Source organism: Meridianimaribacter flavus (assembly GCF_004366715.1).
Classification (GTDB): Bacteria; Bacteroidota; Bacteroidia; order Flavobacteriales; family Flavobacteriaceae; genus Gaetbulibacter_B; species Gaetbulibacter_B jejuensis.
The window spans coordinates 127,445-151,618 of record NZ_SOQZ01000003.1; the positions used below are offsets into that span (position 1 = coordinate 127,445).

A 24,174-nucleotide genomic window follows, 5' to 3' on the forward strand; every position below is an offset into this window, starting at 1 on the left:
TTGCAATACTGCTTTGACGCCAACTTGCCTTGAGGGATAGGAAAAGTAAAAACACAAAACACAATAACAATCCTGTTAAAGGTTGAAAAATAGGTATCATCAACGATTGGGACTTTGATTAATAGCTTTCCAAAAATCTTTAAAAGGGTTATAAAAAGCTAATTTCTAGGTTTTACTACCAAAAAATTAGATAAAAGGAATATTATTTAATTTTAAAAATTTTCCTACTCGATGAACGGTAAAAAATCATAGAAAAACTACACTTTTATCGACGAAATGCACGTTAATTAAAGTTATTAACAAATTTTTATTTAAAACATTGATTGTCAGAATTTTAGTATTAAAAATGAATTTTGAAGTAATTTGATAACGCTACGCTATAACTTCACAAAACCTAATTAAATTACCATTCTTAATTTAAGACTGTTATTTTTTTCAAACAAGAGTATATTTTAAAAAGCAGACTTCAATGGCAAATTGTCAATCGCTCTTTTTACATTCCATATAAATTTAGATTTCGGTATTGTGCTTTAAAATTAAGTATTTAAGCGGCATTCGGTCTTAAAATTTTAATAAAAATGCTATCTTTGCACACTTAAAAATTAACTACAAATGAGTCTTCAAGATATATTGACAAAACACGTACAAGAAGCTATAACTTCATTGTATAACGCTAATTTAGAATCGGTTGAATTCCAAGCTACTCGTAAGGAATTTGCTGGAGATATAACAATTGTTGTTTTTCCTATGTTGCGTGTTGTAAAAGGTAATCCTGTACAAATAGGAGAAGCTGTAGGTCAATATCTTGTTGAAAAGGTTGATGAGGTAAAAGCGTTTAATGTAGTTAAAGGTTTTTTGAATGTTGAAATTAATGATGCTTACTACCTGAATTTCTTTAACGAAATTTCTAATCAAGCCACTTATGGATTGGTAACACCAAAAGAAGGCGACAATGCAATAATGGTAGAGTATTCTTCACCAAATACTAATAAACCATTACACCTTGGTCATATTAGAAATAACTTGTTAGGATATAGCGTTGCTGAAATTTTAAAAGCATCTGGAAAAAAGGTGTATAAGACTCAAATTATAAACGATAGAGGTATTCATATTTGTAAAAGTATGTTGGCTTGGAAACGTTATGGTAATGATGAAACTCCTGAAAGCACAGGCTTAAAAGGCGATAAGCTGGTAGGTAATTATTATGTGAAGTTTGACCGAGAGTATAAAAACGAAATTCAGCAATTAGTAGAAGAAGGAAAGACTGAAGAAGATGCAAAAAAACAAGCTCCTATTTTGGTAGAAGCTCAACAAATGCTCCAAAAATGGGAGTCTGGAGACCCTGAGACGGTTGCGCTTTGGGAAAAAATGAACGGTTGGGTTTATGAGGGTTTTGATGTTACGTATAAAAACTTAGGTGTTGATTTTGACAAACTGTATTATGAAAGTCAAACCTATTTATTAGGAAAAGAATTTGTTGCCGAAGGATTGAAAACAGGAGTTTTCTTTAAAAAAGAAGATGGCTCAGTGTGGTGCGACCTTACTGATGAAGGACTTGATGAAAAAATCGTGCTTCGTAGTGATGGTACAGCAGTATATATGACACAAGATATTGGTACAGCTATTCAACGTATTAAAGATTTTCCTGATGTTGGCGGAATGGTTTACACTGTAGGTAACGAGCAAGATTATCATTTTAAAGTACTGTTTTTAATCCTCAAAAAATTAGGTTTTGATTGGGCTAAAAACTTATACCATTTAAGCTATGGTATGGTCGATTTGCCTTCAGGAAAAATGAAAAGTAGAGAAGGTACTGTTGTAGACGCTGACGATTTAGTAGAAGACATGGCTAAAACTGCCGAAGAGATTTCTGAAGAACTCGGTAAGTTAGACGGTTATACCCAAGAAGAAAAACAAGAACTTTACAAAACCATTGGTCTTGGTGCTTTAAAATATTACATCCTTAAAGTAGATCCAAAAAAGCGAATTCTTTTCGATCCTAAAGAATCTATCGATTTTCAAGGAAATACAGGACCATTCATTCAATATACGTATGCAAGAATTCAGTCTATTTTAAGAAAGTCTGATGTAGATACGTCTGCAAAAGTTACAGTTGATTTACACGAAAAGGAAAAAGAATTGCTAAAGCAAATTCAACTGTTTCCTGAAGTGGTTCAAAACGCAGCAGAACAACACAGTCCTGCATTAATTGCTAATTACACTTATGATTTAGTGAAAGAGTTCAATTCATTTTATCAAAATGTATCTATACTTGGTGCTGATAATGACAACGAAAAACAGTTTAGAGTACAGTTATCTAAGGTAGTTGGTAACACCATTAAAAATGCGTTTGGGCTATTAGGAATTAATGTTCCTGAACGTATGTAATAATATTGTATTTTTAATAGCAATTAAAACCCAAAACACTACCTAATAACTATTAAAATTTTGTAAATTTGCCTGCGTTTAAAAGCGCAACATGACAACAAACACAAAATACATCTTTGTAACTGGAGGCGTAAGTTCTTCCTTAGGAAAAGGAATTATAGCTGCTTCATTGGCAAAATTACTTCAGGCTCAAGGTTACAGAACCACAATCCAAAAATTAGACCCTTACATTAACGTTGACCCAGGAACTCTTAATCCTTATGAGCATGGTGAATGTTATGTTACCGATGATGGTGCCGAAACCGATTTAGATTTGGGTCACTATGAGCGTTTTTTAAACGTGCCTACAAGTCAGTCAAACAACGTTACTACTGGAAGAATTTATCAAAGTGTTATTGAAAAGGAACGTAGAGGTGAGTTTTTAGGTAAAACGGTTCAGGTTATTCCTCATATTACTGACGAGATTAAAGAACGTATTCAAATCTTAGGAAAATCAGGAGATTACGATATTGTTATTACCGAAATTGGAGGAACCGTTGGTGATATTGAATCCTTACCTTACATTGAAGCTGTGCGTCAATTACGTTGGGATTTAGGTCAAGACAACGCTATCGTTATTCACTTAACATTAATTCCATTTTTATCGGCAGCAGGCGAGTTAAAGACAAAACCTACTCAGCATAGTGTAAAAACCTTAATGGAAAGTGGAGTTCAAGCAGATATTTTAGTTTGCAGAACAGAACACGAGTTACCTGAAGATTTAAGGCGAAAACTAGCCTTATTCTGTAATGTTCGTGAAGAGGCTGTTATTCAATCTATAGATGCATCAACAATTTACGATGTGCCTAACTTAATGTTAGAACAAGGTTTGGATAAAGTAGTGCTTAAAAAATTAAATTTAGAAAGTGATACTCCAGATTTAACACAATGGAATCAGTTTTTAAACCGACATAAAAACCCAAAAGGAGAAGTTACTATTGGACTTATTGGAAAATATGTTGAACTCCAAGATTCATACAAATCAATACTAGAAGCTTTTATTCATGCAGGAGCTGAAAATGAAGTAAAAGTAAATGTAGAATCTGTTCATTCAGAATTTTTAACACCAAAAAATGCTGCTGGTAAACTTCAACATTTAGATGGAGTATTAGTTGCTCCTGGTTTTGGAGAGCGTGGTATAGAAGGAAAAATTGAAGCGGTTAGGTATGTGAGAGAGCATAATATTCCGTTTCTAGGGATTTGCTTAGGTATGCAAATGGCAGTTATTGAGTATTCTAGAAACGTACTAGGATTAAAAGATGCCAATTCAACCGAAATGGATGAGCATACGCAATATCCTGTTATTGACCTTATGGAATCTCAAAAAGATATTACTGATAAAGGTGGGACTATGCGTTTAGGTGCTTGGGATTGCGAACTAATAAATGGTAGTATTGTACAACAAGTGTATGGTTCAAATGCTGTAAAAGAGCGTCATAGACATCGTTATGAATTTAATAACGCATTTAAAACGCAAATTGAAGACGCAGGTATGAAAGCTACAGGGTTTAATCCTGAAACTGGTTTGGTTGAAATTGTTGAAATTCCTTCACATAGCTGGTTTGTTGGTGTGCAGTACCATCCTGAATATAAGAGTACTGTTGCAAATCCGCATCCTTTATTTGTAGCATTTGTAAAAGCTACTTTAAACTTTAAAAAAGACGAGAAAAGTGTCAGTATGACACAAAAATAATATTGGACAGTTTTTTGATACACCAAAAGACATCCACTCCTAACTTTAATTGGGGAAACTAAATACTTATGGAAGAAAAAAAATTAGACGTTAATTCCGTTATTGGGTTTATACTTATTTTCGGAATATTATTATTCATGCTTTGGCAAAACCAACCAACTGAAGAAGAGTTAGCCGAACAAGAAAAAGCAAAACAAGAGCAAATTGAAGCTGAGAAAAAGCAACAAGCACAAGAGGCAACATTAACTACAACTGCTCAAGACTACTCAAACAGTTCAGTAAAAGACTCTACACAATTAGAGGCATTAAAATTAAAATTAGGCGCTTTTGCTTATGCAGCAACATTGCCTTCAGCAACTGATGGAGAAACTGCTGTTGAAACTGATGTGTTTTCTTTAAAGTTTAGTAATAAAGGAGGATACTTGTCAGAAGTTAAGCTGAAAAACTTTGTCGATTACGATTCTGTTCCTATTCATTTAATAAAAAAGAATAATGTTGATTTTAATATCAATTTTGGAACAACAGATAATAGAACCCTAAATACTAAAGAGCTTTATTTTCAACCATCGGTTACTAAAAATGGTGAAAACACTATAGTTTCTATGAAATTAAAAGTGTCTGAAACTAAGTTTTTAGAATATCGTTATGAGCTTAAACCTGATGATTATATGATTGGGTTTACCATTAAATCTCAAGGCTTAAATGATGTTATCAATGGTTCTCAAAATATAGATTTAAACTGGCAACTAGATGGATACAGACATGATAGAAGTATTCAGTATGAAAACCGTTATACACGATTAACTTATCAGCATGATGGTAAAAAAATAGACAAGTTGGCGCAAACTGGTGATGACGAAGAAGATGTTGAAGATGTAAGCTGGTTATCATACAGACAGCACTTTTTCAGTTCTATTTTAGTATCTGATGCACCTTTTAAAACAGTAAAATTAACGTCTAAGAATTTAGTTGAAGATGAAGATGTAGATACCTTGTTTACAAAATCATTTGCTTCAAAGTTACCGTTACAAGTAAAAGGTGGAGAGCTTAATGAAAACATGAGTTTTTATTATGGACCAACTGATAGTAAAGTATTAAAGACTTACGACCAAAATCTTGAAGAAAGTATTCCTTTTGGATGGGGAATTTTTGGATGGATTAACAAGTCGGTATTTATTCCTCTATTTGGATTTTTAAGTAGCTTTTTACCTTATGGTATTGCTATTATTGTGATGACTATTTTGGTTAAAATTTTATTGTCGTTTGTACAATACAAGCAGTTTTTGTCACAAGCAAAAATGAAAATTCTTAAGCCAGAATTAGACGCAATAAGAGAAAAGTACAAAGACAATAAATTAAAAGCACAACAAGAAACTATGAGCTTGCAAACAAGAGCAGGAGCAAGTCCATTGAGTGGCTGTTTACCTGGTTTAATGCAAATTCCTGTGTTTTATGCGTTGTTTATGTTTTTCCCAACAGCTTTTGATTTGCGTCAGAAAAAATTCCTTTGGGTTGATGATTTATCGTCTTATGATATCATTGCTGAACTTCCTTTTAATATCCCATTATATGGTGATCACGTAAGTTTGTTCCCAATATTGGCAGCTATTGCAATTTTCTTCTACATGCGTATGACTACAGGTCAGCAAGTAGCAGCTCAACCTACTCAAGAAGGTATGCCTGATATGCAAAAGATGATGAAATACATGATTTATTTTTCACCATTATTAATGCTGATATTCTTTAACCAATACGCTTCAGGATTGAGTTTGTATTACTTTATTTCAAACTTAATTAGTATAGGTATTATGTTAGTGATTAAAAACTTTATCATTGATGAAGATAAAGTGTTGGCTAAAATTCAAGAGAAAAAGAAACAACCTAAAAAGGAAAGTCGTTTTCAGCGAAAAATGAAAGAAATGATGGAGCAAGCTGAACAACAAAAACGCCAACAACAAGGAAGAAAGTAAATTAAGATTATCTAATTAATAACTAAAAAAGCCTTTAAACATTTTTGTTTAAAGGCTTTTTGGCTAACTAAAACTAATCAATTAATACAATCACTATTAATTATAGAGGAGGTAATATTACTTTATCTATGGCATGAATTACTCCATTTGTTGCTTGAACATCTACAGCAATTATGTTGCTAACTCTATCATTCATATCAGTTAATGTCGCTCCACCAGTAACATTTGCTGTAATATCTCCACCTAAAGTGCTAACTGTCATATCGTCCATTAAAGCTGTTGATCTTACATTAGCTCCAGCTACTGCATGGTGATCTAATGTTGCTTTTAAAGTTGGTTCATCTATATCAGATAAGCTATTTAATGATAATTCGGTTAATAAGTCACCAAAGGCGTCGTTTGTTGGTGCAAACACAGTAAAAGGAGCAGGAGCTGTTCCGTTAGCTGTTGATAATGTTGTAACGTAGTCAAATGTTAAATCATCTCTTGTTAAAGCAGTAACTAAAGTTGAAAAATTTGGATCTGCTGTTGCAAAAGTAACTACATCTGGTAGTCCTATAACAGCATCAACAATATGTACTGTTCCGTTTGAAGCGTCAATATCTGGAGTTGTAACTGTAGATATACCATTAAATGTTACACCACTAGAAGTGTTGAAATATAAACTAAGCTTGTTGCCTCCAACACCATCTGCATTTGTTGAAGTGTAACCAGAACCCATAGTTGTCAGATCTGTAGAAGTTACTTCAGCTGAAATAACATGATTCAATAAAATTTGTGATAAAACATCAGTAGGTACTTCGTCTAAGCTTGCAAAACCATTATCTGATAAAAAGGTTGCAAAAGCATCGTTTGTTGGAGCAAGCACTGTATATGGTCCATTACCAGAAAGTACTACATCTAGGTTACCATCAGCAGCTTGTAATGCAGCAACAAGACTACTTAAGTTTGGTGTTGTTAACGCAGTTTCAACAATGTTTAACTCTTCAGGAGTTCCTCCATCATTGTTATCGTCATCACTACTGCAAGATTGAAATGCAAATACTACTGAAAGTATTAGGGCAAATTTTGAAATGTTTGAAATAATTTTCATTTTTTTGAGTTTTAATGTTCAACATATACAAACGTCAGTTTGTTTAACAAATTTACAAAATGTTTAAACAAAATATTATAGCAGTTATAATTTTAACATTTTTTTATGCAAATTTATCTGCGCAAAATTCTATAAATCAATACGATAATAACGGGAAACGTCATGGTGTTTGGAAAAAGAACTTTGACAAAACCAACGAGCCTCGTTATGAAGGACAGTTTGAGCATGGAAAGGAAGTAGGTGTTTTTAAATACTATACGCTTAAACAAAAAAAGAGTGTATTGAGTGCTACCAAAACATTTAACCCTAACAACAATATTGCTGAGGTTAAATTTTTTGCTTCAACAGGTAAACTTATTAGTGAAGGCAAAATGAACGGAAAACTCTTTATAGGTAAGTGGGTATTTTACCATAATAAAAGTGATGCTGTCATGTCTATTGAACATTATAATGATAAAGGCGAGTTACATGGCGAAAAGCAAGTACTATATGATAATGGACAAATAGCAGAAAAAACAAACTACGTCAACGGGAAAATAGAAGGCATTTCAACTTGGTATTCTGAAAAAGGGGTTGTAGTAAAAGAATTTAGTTATGAAAATGATGAATTACACGGCTTGTCTAAATACTATAATGCAGATGGACAGTTATTAGCTCAAGGGGAATACAAGCGTGGTAAAAAGCATGGTATTTGGAAGTATTATACTAATGGGAAACTGACTGAGGAAAAGAATTTTACAAAAACGAGTAAAAACCCTAAACAACAATAGTTATAAACTATAAAGAGCATAATTTTTTATAATGGTAACTTTGTATAGTTGCCATTTTTTATTTTGTAATTTTGCAAAATCAAATTTTAAAGGAAAATCGTGAAACGAGTTATAGTAGGACTTTCAGGTGGTGTTGATTCTAGCGTTGCGGCTTATTTATTAAAGGAGCAAGGTTATGAGGTTATTGGCTTGTTTATGAAAAACTGGCATGATGATTCAGTAACTATTTCTGATGAATGTCCTTGGCTAGATGATAGTAATGACGCTATGTTGGTAGCAGATAAATTAGGTATACCTTTTCAAACAGTAGATTTAAGTGAGCAATATAAAGAGCGCATTGTAGACTATATGTTTGATGAATACCAAAAAGGACGCACGCCAAATCCTGACGTACTCTGCAACCGAGAGATAAAATTTGATGTCTTCATGAAAATTGCTCTCGATTTAGGAGCAGATTATGTGGCAACTGGTCATTATTGCAGAAAAGGAACGCTTCAAAAAGATGGTAAAGAAGTTTATCAGTTATTGGCTGGTGTTGATGGTAATAAAGACCAATCTTATTTCTTATGTCAGTTGTCGCAAGAGCAGCTGTCAAAAGCATTATTTCCTATAGGTGAATTAACAAAACCACAAGTTAGGGAAATAGCAACAAAACTCGACTTGGTAACAGCTGAGAAAAAAGATTCTCAAGGATTATGTTTTATTGGTAAAGTAAGACTGCCTGAGTTTCTTCAGCAAAAATTAAAACCGAAAGAAGGTGTTATTGTTGAGATACCACAAGCTATTGATGTGTATAAGCAAGAAACTCCTGAGTTTAATTCTGAAGAAGAAAAACTACAATATTTATCACGAAAAATTGAGTATTCTATTACTGATGGAAAAGTTGTGGGGAAGCATCAAGGAGCACATTATTTTACTAAAGGTCAACGAAAAGGATTAGCTGTTGGTGGTACTGCTGAACCATTATTTGTAATTGACACTAATGTTGATGACAATATCATTTACACAGGTCAAGGAAAATCGCATCCTGGTTTATTAAAAAAAGCACTTTTTGTCAATAACGATGAATTGCATTGGATTCGTGAAGATTTAGCTTTAAATGTTGATGAAACAATGAAGGTGAAAGCGCGTATTAGATACCGTCAACCTTTACAAGAAGCAATTTTACATAAAGTTGATGGCGGACTTTACGTTGAGTTCGAAGCTGCACAATCTGCAATTACCGAAGGTCAATTTGTAGCATGGTATTTAAATGATGAATTAGTTGGTTCAGGAGTAATTTCTTAAATTGCAGTTGCAATACTCCCAAATGCCAACGCATGAAACACAAAATACTTTTACTTCTTTTTATAGTTTTTGCCTTTCAGTTATATGCGCAAGATGAAGACGCTTGGGTGTATTTGGAAGAAAAGGAAAATGTTGAAACTGCAATAAGCAATCCGTTAACGATTCTTACACAAAGAGCAATAGACCGAAAGAACGCTCATGGTGTTATTATAGATGCTAGAGATGTTCCTGTAAACGAAAATCATGTTACCACATTAAAAGCACAACCAGGAATTACGGTTATGGCAAAGTCTAAATGGCTTAATGCTGTTCATGTTAGAGGAACGGTTGAAAACATCAATATGCTTTTAGGTTTAGAGTTTGTAGTTAATATCGATTTTGCTGATAAAATCTTGAATGCTGAAAGTGGAAGATTTTCAGAAAATGAAGATAAATTTGAAATTGAAGAAACACTAACCGATTTCACCTACGGAAATACCCAAAACCAAGTACAAATGATAAGTGCAGATGATTTGCATTTAGATGATTTTACTGGCGAAGGTATGCTGGTTGCGGTTTTAGATGCAGGCTTTACAAATGTTAATACCATGTCAGCTTTTCAACGCTTGAGAGATAATGGCGATTTATTGGATGGTTATGATTTTGTAGACAGAACAGAAAATGTATATGCCTATACAGCAAATACTCATGGTACAAGAGTGTTGAGTACAATGGCAGCTTATGTGCAAGACGAGTATGTTGGTACTGCTCCAGATGCATCGTATTATTTATTTAGAACTGAAGATGCTGGAAGCGAAAACCCTGTTGAAGAAAGTTATTGGGTTGAAGCTGCTGAACGTGCAGACAGTTTAGGTGTTGATGTTATAAACACTTCTTTAGGATATACAACTTATGATAATCCTAATTACAGCTACACTAACGAAGATATGGATGGTCAAACCGCATTTATTACAAGAGGCGCAACTATTGCTTCAGAAAAAGGAATGTTGGTAATTACATCGGCTGGAAATTCTGGAGGTAATGCTTGGGTAATCGTTGGTGCTCCTGCCGATTCGCCAAACGTATTATCTATTGGAGCAGTTGATAGTAACGAAGATTATGCGTTTTTTAGCTCTCAAGGAAGTGCTATCCAACCCACACAAAAACCTGATGTGGCAGCTCAAGGTTTAGGAGCTTATGTGGTTAATGAAAATGATGAAATTATCACTAATAATGGCACGTCATTAAGTTCGCCAATTCTAGCTGGAGGAGCTGTATGTTTGTGGCAAGCATTACCTAATGCTTCAAATGCCGAAATTATGCAGTACATAAGGATGTCTGCTTCACAATATGCCACACCAGACAATTTTTTAGGCTACGGAATTCCAGATTTAGCCTTAGCTTATAACATAGCATTGTCTATGCAAGAACAGGAAATTGTTGAATTTAAACTTTTTCCAAATCCAGTAAATGACCTTTTAAATATCCATATTCCTAGTCAATTTGAATCTACTAATTTTTTAATGTATGATATGGTTGGGAATGTAATCTTGGAACAGACACTATCTAATTCAGTCGAACAAATGGATTGTTCTGAAATTGCTTCAGGTGTGTATGTGTTAGTGCTTCAATCTGGAGACTCATCAAAAACGTTTAAACTTATTAAATCATAAATGACAAACAGAATTACCAAACTGTTCAATATTCAATATCCTATTGTTCAGGCAGGAATGATTTGGAATAGTGGTTGGAGGTTAGCTTCAGCTGCTAGTAACTCAGGTATTTTAGGGCTTTTAGGAGCAGGTTCAATGTATCCTGAAGTATTACGTGAGCATATTCAAAAATGTAAAAAAGCAACTGATAAACCATTTGGTGTTAATGTGCCAATGTTGTATCCAAATATTGAAGAGATTATGGATATTATTGTTGAAGAAGGTGTGAAGATTGTATTCACTTCAGCAGGAAATCCAAAAACTTGGACCTCTTGGTTACAAGAAAGAGGGATAACTGTTGTGCATGTGGTGAGTAGTGTAAAATTTGCTTTAAAGGCACAAGATGCAGGAGTAGATGCAATTGTTGCTGAAGGATTTGAGGCTGGAGGTCATAATGGAAGAGATGAAACAACTACACTTACTTTAATACCTATGGTAAAAGAGCAATTGCAAATTCCATTAATAGCAGCAGGTGGTATTGCCACAGGAAAAGCGATGCTTGCAGCTATGGTTTTAGGTGCTGATGGTGTTCAAATAGGAACACGATTTGTAGCTAGTGAAGAATCATCGGCACATGCTGCCTTTAAAAATGTTGTTGTTGACGCTAAAGAAGGTGACACGCAATTAACTTTAAAAGAGTTGGCTCCTGTACGATTAGTTAAAAATAAGTTTTATAACGACGTTCAGGAATTATACAAAAAAGGACCAACGGTTGAAGAGTTGAAAACCTTATTAGGTAGAGCAAGAGCAAAAAAAGGTATGTTTGAAGGCGACCTTATTGAAGGTGAACTCGAAATTGGGCAAATTTCCGGCTTAATTCATGATATAAAACCTGTAGCTGAAATTGTAACTGATATTGTTGAAGAATACAGAGAAGCCAAAGAAAATATCAAAAACGAGATGTTTTAGGTTATTCATTAAAAATTCTGTCGATTCGAGTGAATTTTACGATTGAAAATGAGTAAAATTTATATCGAGAATAAGAATTTAATGCTTAAAAAGGTTCTCGATACGATTTTTTATCAAAAAAATCACTCGAACTGACATTTGTGAGCAAGTATAAACCTAAAAGAAAAATCAATAGATTAAATTATTTCTTGATAAGGTTTGTAATAGAGATTTTATACAATCTACTTAAACCATTTTCATAGCTGTAAAAAATAGTTTTTAAATCTTCAATGCTTTGTTTTTCTTCAAAGCTAGTCATTTTTAATCGTTTACTTGTAAAGTATAAAATGCCATTTTGAGTATCAACAAATGGGCAATATTCCATTTTGTTGGAGTTGACTTTTTGTCCCATGTTTTTAGAAATACTCCATTCGCCATTTTCCTGCTTGTAGCTTACATATAAATCACCACTACCATAACCATCATCACGATTATAGCAAGTATAGATTATAAAAGATTCATCAGGAGCTATAAAAGCATTAAACTCATAACCTTCAGAATTAATGGAGTCACTTAAAGGTTTAGGTTGTGTATATGCTCCATTTTTAAATTCGCTAATGTATATGTCGTCTTTTCTTTTAAGAGAAGGATTATCTAATGTAAAATATAGGTTGTTTGAATTTGTAACCACAGGATAAAACTCGTCCATTTCAGTATTTACAGGAGCGCCTAAATTAATAGGTGCAGACCAAGAAGCTTCAGTAGAAGCACGTTCAACATACCAAATATCAAAATCTTTTACAGTTGTAGATGTGTTGTCCATAGGTCTGTTCGATGCAAAAAATAACTTAAGACCATCATTTGAGAAAAAAGGTTCGATGTCATTATACTGTCCAGAAAATGAGATGATTTCAGGGTTACTCCATTTGGTATCAGTTTTACTAACAATCATCAATGCTGAAATGTCTCCCATAAAACTTTGTGCAGAAAATACTGCTTCTTTTCCGTTGGGAGAAATGGCTAAATCTCTAACATTAGGAAACTGAGATACGATGTCTTCTAAAAAAGGCTCTATAACATCTTCAGTTGATGATTGAGAAAACGAAAATAAGCTGTAAAGAAAAATGATACTAAGGGTAATGTGTTTCATTGTTTGTGCTTTTAAGCAATTTACAAAACCTTAGCATTGGCAGATTTTAAAAATATGTTAATTTATAACAAGGCTAAAGCCATAAAAAAAGAGGGTAGAAATACCCTCTTTTTATTGAAACGTTTTTTAACGTCATTAATTTTTTAAATCCCTCTAAAATAATAGCTAAAAAAGTTTCTTTATTTTCAATATATACTAAGTAAACATTGATAATTTACATTGAAAATAACTTTGATAAAAATATTGCTTTTAACTGATTTATAGAAATTATACTAAAGTAACTTATTAACAATCTGATTATATAATTGCTTGATATTCAATATTCATAAAGGTTTTTTGAAAAATATTCAGTGGAAAATTCTTATATAGTTTTCTATGGCATACCTTTGAAACCTCAAAAAAGCATAGGTGGTTTTATCTAATTATACTAAAGAATTCAAATACAACTGGAAACTTGCTGCTCCTGTAATGTTGGGCATGCTTGGACATACTTTTGTAAGTTTTATTGATAACATTATGGTTGGCCAATTAGGAACTGCTGAGTTGGCTGCAGTTTCACTTGGTAATAGCTTTATGTTTATTGCTATGTCTTTAGGTATTGGGTTTTCAACAGCCATTACACCTCTTGTAGCTGAAGCTGATGCAGCCAATGATTTTAAAAATGGAAAATCGGCTTTTAAACATGGATTGTTTTTATGTACAATACTAGGTATTTCATTGTTTTTAATGGTGTTTTTCGCTAAACCGCTTTTGTATTTAATGAAGCAACCTATTGAGGTAGTTGAGTTGGCAATTCCATATCTAAATTTGGTTGCCTTTTCTTTAATTCCGTTAGTAGTTTTTCAAGCATTTAAGCAGTTTAGTGATGGTTTGTCAATGACAAAATATCCTATGTATGCTACATTGATAGCTAATATTGTAAATGTTGTTTTTAACTATTTGCTCATTTTTGGGAAATTTGGTTTTCCTGAGTTGGGTATTGTAGGAGCTGCTTATGGAACATTGATTTCGCGATTTGTAATGGTGGCGTTTATTTGGATATTATTGAGTAAAAAAGAAAAATCTAAAGCTTTTGTAACTAATATCAAGTTTTTTGTATTAGATAAACTAATGCTTAACAAACTGATTAATTTAGGAACACCTAGCGCAATGCAAATGTTTTTTGAAGTAGCCATTTTTACAGCAGCTATATGGTTGAGTGGTTTACTAGGTAAAAACCCACAAGCGGCAAACCAAATTGCACTTAACTTATCGTCAATGACATTTATGGTAGCAATGGGACTTAGTGTTGCTGCAATGGTGAGAGTAGGAAACCAAAAAGGCTTGAATAACTTTTTAGAACTACGCAGAATCGCCATTTCTATATTTTTATTGGCAACAATACTTGCTATTTGCTTTGGTATTTGCTTCTTTTTGTTTCACAATCATCTACCAAAACTGTATGTAGATTATGACGATGCTGTAAACCTTGTTGATAATACCGAAGTGGTTAGTATCGCGTCAACGCTTTTAATTGCAGCAGCAATTTTTCAAATAAGTGATAGTGTTCAAGTTGTTGTTTTAGGTGCTTTAAGAGGTTTGCAAGATGTAAAAATACCAACTATAATTACCTTTATTTCGTATTGGGTTATTGGATTTCCTATAAGCTATTTTTTAGGGAAAGAAGAAGTCTATGGGAGTTTTGGTATTTGGCTAGGGCTTTTAGCAGGTTTAACAACTGCAGCAATTTTATTGTATATTCGATTTAATTATTTAACTAACAAACTCATTAAAACAGCATAATTATGGAACTGCCTAAATTTATACTTGGAGACAATACCCAATTTCCTAATGCTATATATATTATTCATACCGATTTTCCTAGGTTTATTATTAATTTAGAAAATGATGAGGTAGAATGGTTAGAAGAATTTGATGAACACGATCAAAGAGAATTAGAGTCTGAAATTGAAAACTTAATTCAGGCAGCTACCGATTTTTACGATAGCGAAATAGAACAATACAACGATTAGATGATAGACCAATTAATAGAATACGATAAAGAATTATTCCTGTTTTTAAACAATTTAGGCGTTGAGTCTTGGGATGGATTTTGGATGTTTTATACCACAAAATTTTACTGGATTCCTCTTTATGCCATTTTACTATACTTAATGTTTAAAAACCACGATCGAAAAACGTTTTTAATAACTATTTTGGTTGTAGCACTTATGGTGTCTTTTACTGACCAAGTTACCAACTTATTTAAATATGGCTTTGAACGTTTTAGACCTTGCCATGACGAGACCGTAAATTCATTAATGCGATTGGTAAAACCTTCTTGTGGTGGTAGATATGGTTTTTTCTCAGGTCATGCCTCTAACTCAATGGCTGTAGCTGTATTTACAGGTTTAATGTTAAAACATAAATACAAGTATCTTATCTTTTTAATGCTATTTTGGGCAGCAGCAATGGCTTACAGTAGAGTGTATATAGGAGTGCATTTTCCGTTGGATATTTTCTGCGGAATGATTTTTGGCGCGCTATCAGGTTTTGGGTTTTATAAACTCAATAAGTACTTAGCTAAACGCTTTACTTCTTAGTAAGAATATAATAGGTGTTTACCAATCGTCCTCTATAACTTTTACTGTCTTTAGCTGAAGTGTTGAGGTCATAAGTAGCAACTTTTTCAATGTGGTATTTAGCGAGTAAGAGTTCTTGATGTTCAGGGCTTATACCATTAGCAAGCATCCCAAACACTGGTTCGTCAGGAAAATTTATTGTGCCATCTTCTTGAGTTATATTTGGGATTTTATCACCAAACTGCCAAATCATTTCAGGTGAGATATAATTAAAACCATACACGTTTATAGCTTCTTTTTTAGTGTCTTCTTTTAAGTTTGAAATAGGTTTGTAATTATTGTCTATTAAAGCTGTTGAAAGCGGTAAACCAGATATTAATAATGCAGCAAAAAAGAAAATAGTGAGGTAAAATACCTTTTCCATGTTTTTTAGTTTCAACTGAACAAAAATTAGTACACTTAATAAAACTAAGGTTATGGAAGCTATGGCAAAAGGAAACATATAACCCGAAAGCTTTTCGCCTAAAAATAAATAACCTACAATAGGAAACGCTAAACCAATTAAGGCTATAAGTCCAAAATTAAAATACACAGGTATAGTTTCGCGCTTGTCCTTTAAACCTTTAAAGCATCTTATGAGATATTCAATATAAAAACCAGTGTTAATAGCTAAAGGAATTAAAACAGGCATTAGGTATCTTGATTTTTTCTCAGGAATTAATGAAAGCAAAATAACAGCAGCAATGGTCCAAATAAAACTAAACCTATAGGCTTTAGTATTACTCACTCTTCGCTTTAAATAGGGATATAATAAGCTAATAAAAGCAGGGGTAGTCCAAATTCCGCTTTGTGTAAAAAAGCTCCAGTAATAGTAAAATGGTCTTATATTGTAACTAGACCAATTTCCTGTTTCTCGTTCAGCAATCGCAGTAAAGGTTGCAGGATCGTTAACTCTTACATACAAGTACCACCAACCGCCAACTATGAGTCCAATGATTAAAAAAGCTAATAATGGTAATATCTGTTTTTTTATAGCAGTGAATTTAAAAGCCATTCCATAAGCAATTAAAAAAGGCAGTAATAAGGCATAAAAAGAAACTGGACCTTTACAAAGTATTGAGCATCCTAAAAACAAACCAGCTAAAAGAATTGCTTTGAAATTGTTTGGAGTGCCTTGTAAGTATTGAAATAGAAAATAAATAGCCATTAACATAAACCCATGAGTAAAAATATCCCATGGAGCTTCAATACTAATTCCAATAACATAAAAGGAAGTCACTACAATTAAAGCATTAATTAAACTGTGGTTTTTATTATTTAAAAGTTTATTAGAAAGTAAGTAGGTAAAAACACCTGTGATTGCTATAAATATAATAGCAGGAAAGCGAATAGCTAGTAGGTTTTTTATTCCAAAAATCATCCCAAAAAAAGCAACTAACCAAGTTGGTAAAGGAGGCTTTTCATATCTGGCTTCACCATTCATGGTTGTAAGGAGCCAATTACCATCTGTTAGCATTTCTCTGGCAGTGATAAAATTACGTGCTTCCATAATGCTTACTGAAAGATATTGCACACCAAACGCTAACATTATTAGGACAAGAATTGTTATGGTAAGTATAGGGTTATGCTGTAGTTTCTTTAGCATTTGATTTTTTTATTAAGAATAAATTTCTGGCATAGATCATTAAACCAAGACCATGACCTATAAATAACACAGGATCTCTTCTGTAAACGGCATAAATAAGAATTAGCAAAGAACCTATTAAGCTCAACATCCAAAATCCAAAAGGAAGAGACGATTGCTTTTTGCGTTCAGAATAAATCCATTGGTAAATAAACCTAAACGTGAAAATAATTTGAGATACAATACCTAAGGTTAACAACCAGGTTGGAATAGCTTCATTTTTGAATAAAACATCTCTATCAATAACATTGTTGTTAAAGTAATATATGGCAATTAGAGTAGGAGCACCAAGTAAAATGTATTGCATTACTCTTGGGAATTTCTCCCATTCGCCTTGTAATTGCAAATTGCGTATATAAATAAAATAGGTTAACCCTTGTCCTAGCATAATGGCAAAATCATCTCTAAGGTAGCCATATATAAAGAGTAAAAAAGAGGCAATTAAGCTTAAGGTCCAAAATAAGGTTGGAGTTATTACTTTTTGGTGTTTCTCAGAAGTTATCCATTGTATTATTAAGCGCGAAGAGAATAAAATCTGAGCGATAAAACCTATGCAATATATCAACCAATCGTTCATTAACCTTGTTTAGAAACTGTATAGTTGATGTACTTTTTTTTCATCCATAAGTAAGCAAAACAATCCATAAGTGGTCCAAGTAATCGGTTCCATAAACCAAATTTTGCAGTACCAGCAATTCTTGGAAAATGACGTACAGGAATTTGGGTAACCTTACCGTTTTGCAATAATATCATTGCTGGTAAAAAACGATGTAAACCCTTAAACATAGGAATACGCTTAGCATATTCGGTTTTAATAACTTTTAAAGGACAACCAGTATCATCCATTCCGTCTTTGGTAAAAGCTCTTCTAATACCATTAGCAATTTTAGACGACATGTTTTTTACAAAACTATCTTTTCGGTCTGCTCTTACACCAGTTACTAAATCGTAAGTGTCAATATGTTTTAAAAGTAAATTAAAATCTTCAGGAGCAGTTTGTAAATCAGAATCTATATAACCTACAAGTTCAGTGTCAGCATAATCAAACCCAGCTTTTATAGCAGCACTTAAACCTCTATTAGCTTCAAACAAAATGTAGTTGAAAGCAGCGTTTCTATTGCAAATATCTTCAATAAGTTGCTGACTGCTATCTTTTGAGCCATCATTTACAAATAAAATTTTTGTAGGTAAGGAAGCGATTTTCGTGTAAGCTAGTAGTTCCTTTTCAACTCTCTCTAAATTATCTTCTTCATTATAAACAGGAACTATGATAGTGAATTTGTAATTCATCTGTTAAAAGTTAGTTGCTACAAAAGTATTGTTTTTTAACTAAACTGAAATTATTCTTTTTAATGGAATAATTGTTAATTTGCAATCTCTAAACTAATAAAATGAAAATACTTGTTACAGGAGCTGTCGGTTTTATTGGCTCTCACACAGCTGAAAGACTTAAAGCTTTAGGGCATGATGTTTTAGGAATTGATAATTTTAATGATTATTACAGTCTGGAATTAAAGCAATTAAATGCTGATGCTTTAACCCAAAAAGGCATTTCAATCTTGAAAAAAGATTTAAGAGATTCTGACCTTGCTGAAGTGTTACCTAAAGACATCGACTATATTTTTCACTATGCTGCTCAACCAGGTATTTCATCAACTTCTACGTTTGAAGACTATTTTAGCAATAATATAATAGCGACTAAAAATTTAATGGATTACGCTTTACAGTGTAACAACCTTAAATTATTTGTAAATATTGGAACCTCTTCAATTTATGGTTTAGAAGCGACTTTCCCTGAAAGTATTGCGCCAAAACCAGCATCTCACTATGGTGTTACTAAATTAGCTGCTGAGCAGTTAGTACTTCAAAAAAGTAGAGAAAAGCAATTAAAATCATGCTCATTAAGGTTGTATTCTGTTATTGGTCCAAGAGAGCGTCCTGAAAAAATGTACACAAAACTCATAGATTTAGGGTTGAAGGACGAAGCGTTTCCGTTGTATGAAGGCAGTGATAAACACCTTAGAAGTTTTACTTACGTAGGCGACATTGTAGATGGTGTAGTGAGTGTAATTGGTAATGAAGATAAGGTCAATGGTGAAATCATTAATCTAGGAACTGAGGTAGAACACACCACTCAAGAAGGTATTGAAGCTGTTGAAGCTGTTTTAGGTAAGTCTATAAAAATTAATGTCATCCCTAAGCGTCCTGGAGACCAATTGCGTACTAAAGCAAATATCGATAAAGCAAGAAAGTTGTTGAACTACAATCCGCAAACTACATTGTTAGAAGCTGTAAAAGCTCAAGTAGAATGGTTTAAAGCCAATTTTTCATAAACTCAATATATATTCTGCAGCAGCAAATGGAGTGGTTTTACCATTTTCTATAAGTTCAAGCTGAGATTTGAGTGCTTCTTTTATTTTTGAATCTCCAAAGAAATCAGATTTTAAACGGTCTTCAATTGTTTGTAGTAGCCAAAATTTATTTTGTTCGTTTCTATGATGTTCAAAATAATTGTTCTTTTGGGTTGCTTCAACATAGTCATTTATAATATCCCAAATAGTGTCAATACCTTCTTGTTGTAAAGCACTACATAGTGTGACTTTTGGTTGCCAACCAGAAGCTTTAGCAGGATATAAATGCAATGCTCTATTAAATTCTACTTTGGCAATTTTAGCAGCTTTTAGGTTGTCTCCATCTGCTTTATTAATAACAATGGTATCTGCCATTTCAATAATACCACGTTTAATACCTTGAAGTTCATCACCAGCTCCTGCAAGTTTTAACAGTAGAAAAAAGTCTACCATACTATGAACAGCAGTTTCACTTTGACCAACACCAACCGTTTCAATAATAATGGTGTCAAAACCTGCTGCTTCACATAAAATAATAGTTTCTCTAGTTTTTCTGGCAACACCACCTAACGAGGAACCAGAAGGAGAAGGTCGTATAAAAGCATTTGGGTCTTTTACCAAATCTTCCATTCGAGTTTTGTCTCCCAAAATGCTGCCTTTGGTTAAGCTACTACTAGGGTCAACTGCCAAAACAGCTACTTTTTTACCATTTGTTGTGAGTTGCGAACCAAAAGCTTCAATAAACGTGCTTTTACCAACTCCAGGAACTCCTGTTATACCTATTCTTACTGATTTGTTGGCATAAGGCAAACAGTGTTTTATAATAGTATTGGCTTTTTCTAAATGTAAAGGGTTAGAGCTCTCTACCAAAGTTATGGCTCTGCTTAAATACGTAATGTCACCTTTTATAATACCTTGAGCCAATGCTTCGGCAGAAGGTTGATGACGCCTTCGCTTTTTTATGGTTTCAATAGAATCCTTGTTTGTAATTTCAGACTCTGAAACTCCTTTCTTTTCGTGTAAAGCAGACGATGATTTAGTGTTCTTAGCCAAGTTATAATGTCTTACCTTTATTCAATTGAATCTTTGATTACAGTTAAAGGTACGGCAATTTTTGTTTTATCCCAAGCCATTGTAAGGTGAAGGTCACCTGTAGTATTATCAAAACCAATGGTAAATTGTTCAACAGTAGTGTTGAGCTCTTCAGTAGGAACTTCAATTTCAAGTATATCGTGTTGAGGTTCTCTCATTGGCTTCATTTGCTCATCAACTCCCCATGGATATAGTTTTTTATTAAAAATGACTTGCCAAGAGCTGTCTTTTGGTACTGTCCAAAGCGTGTAAATGCCTTTAGGTATAGCAATTCCTTTTACATAAAGCGATTTGTTGGTTTCAAAAGTTGTCGCTTCATTGGCTCCTGTTCGCCATACTTGGTTATAAGGTACAAGTCCGCCAAAAATTTCCCTTCCTTTTTTTGAAGGTCTGTTGTAAAACACTTCAACTTGTAAATCGTTGAGTTTGTATTCTACATTATCTTTTGGACTCAAGCGTTTAGAAAAAATATTTTCAACAAAATAAGAGTATAAAAATAGTCCTACAGCGACTAAAGTTAAAACAATAAGGATTCGTTTTAAAAACGTGTTCATACCTAAAAATTCGAATTTTAAAATTAAGTGCTAAAGATATATCAAAAACAACTAAAGACTATCTATTTAACGTTCATTTATAATAATTTGGTGTCATTTTAAAAAAAAGAGGTAAATTTTGCAACACTGTATGTTTTGTATCGTCTTTATAGAGAACTAAACCAATAACCAAAAGATCAACTAACGCATGTTTCAAGTTGAAATTATTGAAAAATGCAAGCAAAATAATCGTGCTGCACAACTACAAATTTACAATCAGTATTGTGATGGTATGTATGCTGTGGCAATGCGATTTGTAAAGGACTCTATGGAAGCTGAAGATATCGTTCAGGAAGCCTTTATAAAAGCTTTTGCTAAACTACATCAATACAAAGCAGAGGTTACTTTTGGAGCTTGGTTAAAACGTATTGTTATCAATAAAAGTATCGATTTACTTAAATCCAAAAAACAGCATTTGTTGCAGTTGGAAGAGGTGCACCTAAAGGTAGTTGATGATAATGATGACAACTGGTTTGTTGAAGATACAATAACACTAGACGAAGTAAAAGAAGCTATAAAAAAGCTGCCAGAAAAGTATAAATACGTAGTTATGCTGTATTTGGTTGAAGGATACGACCATCAGGAAATATCTGAAATTTTAAGTATTAGCGAAGTCGCTTCTCGAACGCAACTGTCTAGAGGAAAAGTAAAATTAAAAGAACTGTTAACACTAACAAGTAATGGCACAACAAGATATTAGAGAACTCTTTAAAGACGAACCAAAGGTTTCCAATCAAAAAATGCCTAAAGGACATGAAGCCCGTTTTTTAAAGAAGCTAGATGACGCACAACCGCAAAAAACAATCAAAAAACGTTTCAGTATAATGCAAATAGCGGCAAGTGTTGTTATTCTTATTGGGATGGGTTTTGGAGCATATAAATTTTATAATGTACCTCCAATTGAGCCTTTAAATGGTAAGGAAGAAGTGGTATCCAATTTAAAGTCGCTTGGTGATATTTCACCCGATTTAAAAAAGGTTGAAGACTACTATCTGGCTAATATTAACTTAGAATTATCCAACGTAAAGCTCACTTCAGAAAATAAAGAATTGTTTGATAGCTACGTGCTACGTCTTGAAGAACTCAATAAAGAGTACGATAGACTTTCGGTTGAACTAACCGAAAATGGACCAAACGAGCTTACTGTAAGTGCCTTGATAGATAACTTAAAATTAAGACTTAATTTATTGTATCGCTTAAAAGAACAGTTAAAAGATTTAAACGACTCAGAAATGAGTCAGGATAATGCTTAAAGCAATAAAAACGAACAAATGAAAACAATACAATTAATGTTGTTTATGTTGTGTGCTACCATTAGTGTTACTGCACAGCAACAGTTAAATAAAATATCTCAATCTATAAAAGTAGATAAAGACGTTACCATAGATTTAAACACTAGCTATGTGCAAATTGAAATCGATACATGGAATAAAGATCTTGTTGAGGTTGAAGCATATATAGAAAGCGATAAACTTTCAAAGGAAGAGCTTAAAAAAGCACTTGAAAACTGGAATATAAGCGTTGAAGGTTCAGGAAAAAATGTAAGTATAAGCTCTAAAGGAAGCCGAAATGTATGGGGAAACTTTAACATGGAAGGGTTTGAATTTGAGTTTGACAACAATTTCGAATTTGATGCCTTACGAGAGCTTGAATTTGAATTGGCTGAATTACCTGAAATGCCAGAGTTACCCGAAATACCTGAGCTACCTGAAATGCCAGAAATGGAATTGCCAAAACTTCCTAAGCTTCCAAAATTACCTGAATTACCAAAAGGGATTCATTCAGTACATTTTGATACCGAAGCCTACAAAAAAGATGGTGAAAAATACCTTGAAAAATGGAGTAAAGAGTATGAGGAAAAGTATGGAAAAGAGTACAAGGATAAAATGAAAGCTTGGGCAAAAGAATTTTCTAAAGTTGATTTTGATAACTACGAAAAGGAAATGCAAAAATGGGGAGAAGAGTATGGTAAGCAGTTTGGTGAAGATTATGAAGTGAAACTAAAAGAGTGGAGCAAGAAGTTTGACAAACAATGGGGAAAAGAGTATGCTAAACGTATGGAAGAGTGGGAAGCAAAACACGGTAAGCAAATGGAAGAACGTGCTAAACAAATGGAAGAGCGTAGTGCAGAAATTGCAAAACGTTTTGAAGAGCGCCAAAAAGCTCACGCTGAAAGACAAGCTCATTTAGCTGAACGTCTTGAAGAGCGTATGGAACGCAACGAAAAGCGTCGTGTTGAACTGTCTAGAACACTTGAGGCAAGAAGTGGTAAGGTAAAAAAGACCATTAAAATAAAAATGCCTAAAGATGCTAAACTAAACCTAAACGTAAGACATGGTGAGTTGAAGTTTACTTCGGTTATTAAAAACTTAAGAGCAGATATTTCACACTCTACATTAGTAGCAAATCACATTGATGGAAGCGAGACTTCCATCAATGTATCTTATTCACCTGTGTTAATTGACACTTGGAGTCAAGGTGAGTTAAAACTAAATTATGTGGATAAAGCACATGTAAAGCAAGTAAACAGAATTGTATTAAATTCTAACTCATCAAACATTAGTCTCGACAATTTAAATGGCAATGCAATTATTGATGGTAGTTTTGGAGATTTAACCATTTCAAAAATCAACGATTCGTTTAATAATATCAATTTGGTGTTAGAAAATAGCGATGCGCTTATAAGTTTACCAAAAACAGCATTCAACTTGCAGTATAAAGGAGATCGAACACGTTTTACTCATCCAGAAAAGCAAGATGCTAAAAATACATCGTCGTTTTCTACCAATAGTCCAAATAGTAATAAAACAATTGTGGTTAATGCTAAATTTAGCCATGTTATAATGCAATAATCAAGCTTTCTGTATGAACAGAAATCTTACAGTTGAATAAAGGCTATACGTTTCAAAAAAGTGTATTTTTAT

Annotated in this window: 21 protein-coding genes; 14 read left to right on the forward strand and 7 right to left on the reverse strand. The window is 33.2% G+C overall.

Translation table 11 applies throughout. The features are described from left to right. Nucleotides 1-612: 612 nt before the first annotated feature. The 3 genes from argS (at nt 613) to yidC (ending at nt 6,090) form a co-directional block, all read left to right on the forward strand. On the forward strand, nt 613-2,388 hold the full coding sequence (gene argS / locus A8975_RS07690) for an arginine--tRNA ligase (RefSeq protein ID WP_134199537.1): 1,776 nt from the start codon (nt 613-615) through the stop codon (nt 2,386-2,388). 91 nt (nt 2,389-2,479) lie between these two features. After that, nucleotides 2,480-4,120, forward strand: a complete 1,641-nt coding sequence (locus tag A8975_RS07695; protein WP_134199539.1) for a CTP synthase — start codon at nt 2,480-2,482, stop codon at nt 4,118-4,120. Between the two features lie 68 nt (nt 4,121-4,188). Then, nucleotides 4,189-6,090: a membrane protein insertase YidC gene (gene yidC / locus A8975_RS07700; RefSeq protein ID WP_134199542.1), complete on the forward strand. Its 1,902-nt coding sequence runs from the start codon at nt 4,189-4,191 to the stop codon at nt 6,088-6,090. A gap of 100 nt (nt 6,091-6,190) precedes the next feature. Here the strand turns inward: yidC and A8975_RS07705 are convergent, their stop codons facing one another. Next, a complete protein-coding gene (locus A8975_RS07705; protein ID WP_134199545.1) occupies nt 6,191-7,183 on the reverse strand; it encodes a fasciclin domain-containing protein in 993 nt (330 codons plus the stop codon). Nucleotides 7,184-7,242: 59 nt separating this feature from the next. Here A8975_RS07705 and A8975_RS07710 point away from each other — a divergent pair, with 59 nt between their 5' ends. The 4 genes from A8975_RS07710 (at nt 7,243) to A8975_RS07725 (ending at nt 11,840) form a co-directional block, all read left to right on the forward strand. Further along, nucleotides 7,243-7,953, forward strand: coding sequence for a toxin-antitoxin system YwqK family antitoxin (locus A8975_RS07710; RefSeq protein ID WP_134199547.1), 711 nt, complete (start codon nt 7,243-7,245; stop codon nt 7,951-7,953). A gap of 99 nt (nt 7,954-8,052) precedes the next feature. After that, a complete protein-coding gene (gene mnmA / locus A8975_RS07715; RefSeq protein WP_134199549.1) occupies nt 8,053-9,240 on the forward strand; it encodes a tRNA 2-thiouridine(34) synthase MnmA in 1,188 nt (395 codons plus the stop codon). Between the two features lie 32 nt (nt 9,241-9,272). Beyond that, nucleotides 9,273-10,892, forward strand: a complete 1,620-nt coding sequence (locus A8975_RS07720; protein ID WP_134199551.1) for a S8 family serine peptidase — start codon at nt 9,273-9,275, stop codon at nt 10,890-10,892. Further along, nucleotides 10,893-11,840: an NAD(P)H-dependent flavin oxidoreductase gene (locus A8975_RS07725; protein ID WP_134199553.1), complete on the forward strand. Its 948-nt coding sequence runs from the start codon at nt 10,893-10,895 to the stop codon at nt 11,838-11,840. 181 nt (nt 11,841-12,021) lie between these two features. Here the strand turns inward: A8975_RS07725 and A8975_RS07730 are convergent, their stop codons facing one another. After that, nucleotides 12,022-12,969, reverse strand: a complete 948-nt coding sequence (locus A8975_RS07730) for a PD40 domain-containing protein (RefSeq protein ID WP_131508194.1) — start codon at nt 12,967-12,969, stop codon at nt 12,022-12,024. A 408-nt stretch (nt 12,970-13,377) separates the two neighbouring features. Between A8975_RS07730 and A8975_RS07735 the strand changes: the two genes are divergently transcribed. The 3 genes from A8975_RS07735 to A8975_RS07745 are packed head-to-tail and all read left to right on the forward strand — an operon-like array spanning nt 13,378 to nt 15,551. Then, a complete protein-coding gene (locus A8975_RS07735; protein ID WP_134199555.1) occupies nt 13,378-14,751 on the forward strand; it encodes an MATE family efflux transporter in 1,374 nt (457 codons plus the stop codon). A 2-nt stretch (nt 14,752-14,753) separates the two neighbouring features. Further along, on the forward strand, nt 14,754-14,981 hold the full coding sequence (locus tag A8975_RS07740) for a hypothetical protein (protein WP_129761389.1): 228 nt from the start codon (nt 14,754-14,756) through the stop codon (nt 14,979-14,981). Then, nucleotides 14,982-15,551, forward strand: a complete 570-nt coding sequence (locus A8975_RS07745) for a phosphatase PAP2 family protein (protein WP_129761388.1) — start codon at nt 14,982-14,984, stop codon at nt 15,549-15,551. On the opposite strand, the gene A8975_RS07750 is transcribed toward A8975_RS07745, so the two are convergent. The 3 genes from A8975_RS07750 to A8975_RS07760 are packed head-to-tail and all read right to left on the reverse strand — an operon-like array spanning nt 15,541 to nt 18,504. Continuing rightward, complete coding sequence (locus tag A8975_RS07750) at nt 15,541-17,175, reverse strand: ArnT family glycosyltransferase (RefSeq protein WP_134199557.1); 1,635 nt, start codon at nt 17,173-17,175, stop codon at nt 15,541-15,543. The genes A8975_RS07745 and A8975_RS07750 overlap by 11 nt on opposite strands. Continuing rightward, nucleotides 17,153-17,791, reverse strand: coding sequence for a lipid-A-disaccharide synthase N-terminal domain-containing protein (locus A8975_RS07755; RefSeq protein ID WP_131508202.1), 639 nt, complete (start codon nt 17,789-17,791; stop codon nt 17,153-17,155). The genes A8975_RS07750 and A8975_RS07755 overlap by 23 nt, the downstream gene beginning before the upstream one ends. Continuing rightward, the gene (locus A8975_RS07760; protein ID WP_129761385.1) at nt 17,791-18,504 is read right to left on the reverse strand and encodes a glycosyltransferase family 2 protein; all 714 of its coding nucleotides are present in this window, start codon (nt 18,502-18,504) and stop codon (nt 17,791-17,793) included. The genes A8975_RS07755 and A8975_RS07760 overlap by 1 nt, the downstream gene beginning before the upstream one ends. 101 nt (nt 18,505-18,605) lie before the next feature. On the opposite strand from A8975_RS07760, the gene A8975_RS07765 reads away from it, so the two are divergent. Continuing rightward, the gene (locus tag A8975_RS07765) at nt 18,606-19,547 is read left to right on the forward strand and encodes an NAD-dependent epimerase/dehydratase family protein (RefSeq protein ID WP_134199559.1); all 942 of its coding nucleotides are present in this window, start codon (nt 18,606-18,608) and stop codon (nt 19,545-19,547) included. Here A8975_RS07765 and meaB read toward each other — a convergent pair. Continuing rightward, nucleotides 19,542-20,618, reverse strand: a complete 1,077-nt coding sequence (gene meaB, locus A8975_RS07770; protein WP_134199561.1) for a methylmalonyl Co-A mutase-associated GTPase MeaB — start codon at nt 20,616-20,618, stop codon at nt 19,542-19,544. The genes A8975_RS07765 and meaB overlap by 6 nt on opposite strands. A 17-nt stretch (nt 20,619-20,635) precedes the next feature. After that, on the reverse strand, nt 20,636-21,211 hold the full coding sequence (locus tag A8975_RS07775; RefSeq protein ID WP_129761382.1) for a DUF2911 domain-containing protein: 576 nt from the start codon (nt 21,209-21,211) through the stop codon (nt 20,636-20,638). A gap of 187 nt (nt 21,212-21,398) precedes the next feature. Here A8975_RS07775 and A8975_RS07780 point away from each other — a divergent pair, with 187 nt between their 5' ends. The 3 genes from A8975_RS07780 to A8975_RS07790 are packed head-to-tail and all read left to right on the forward strand — an operon-like array spanning nt 21,399 to nt 24,102. After that, a complete protein-coding gene (locus tag A8975_RS07780; protein ID WP_129761381.1) occupies nt 21,399-21,950 on the forward strand; it encodes an RNA polymerase sigma factor in 552 nt (183 codons plus the stop codon). Continuing rightward, nucleotides 21,931-22,503 (forward strand): hypothetical protein, encoded by a 573-nt coding sequence (locus A8975_RS07785; RefSeq protein WP_134199563.1) that lies wholly within the window; start codon nt 21,931-21,933, stop codon nt 22,501-22,503. The genes A8975_RS07780 and A8975_RS07785 overlap by 20 nt, the downstream gene beginning before the upstream one ends. A gap of 18 nt (nt 22,504-22,521) precedes the next feature. After that, nucleotides 22,522-24,102 (forward strand): hypothetical protein, encoded by a 1,581-nt coding sequence (locus A8975_RS07790; RefSeq protein WP_134199565.1) that lies wholly within the window; start codon nt 22,522-22,524, stop codon nt 24,100-24,102. Nucleotides 24,103-24,174: the final 72 nt, after the last annotated feature.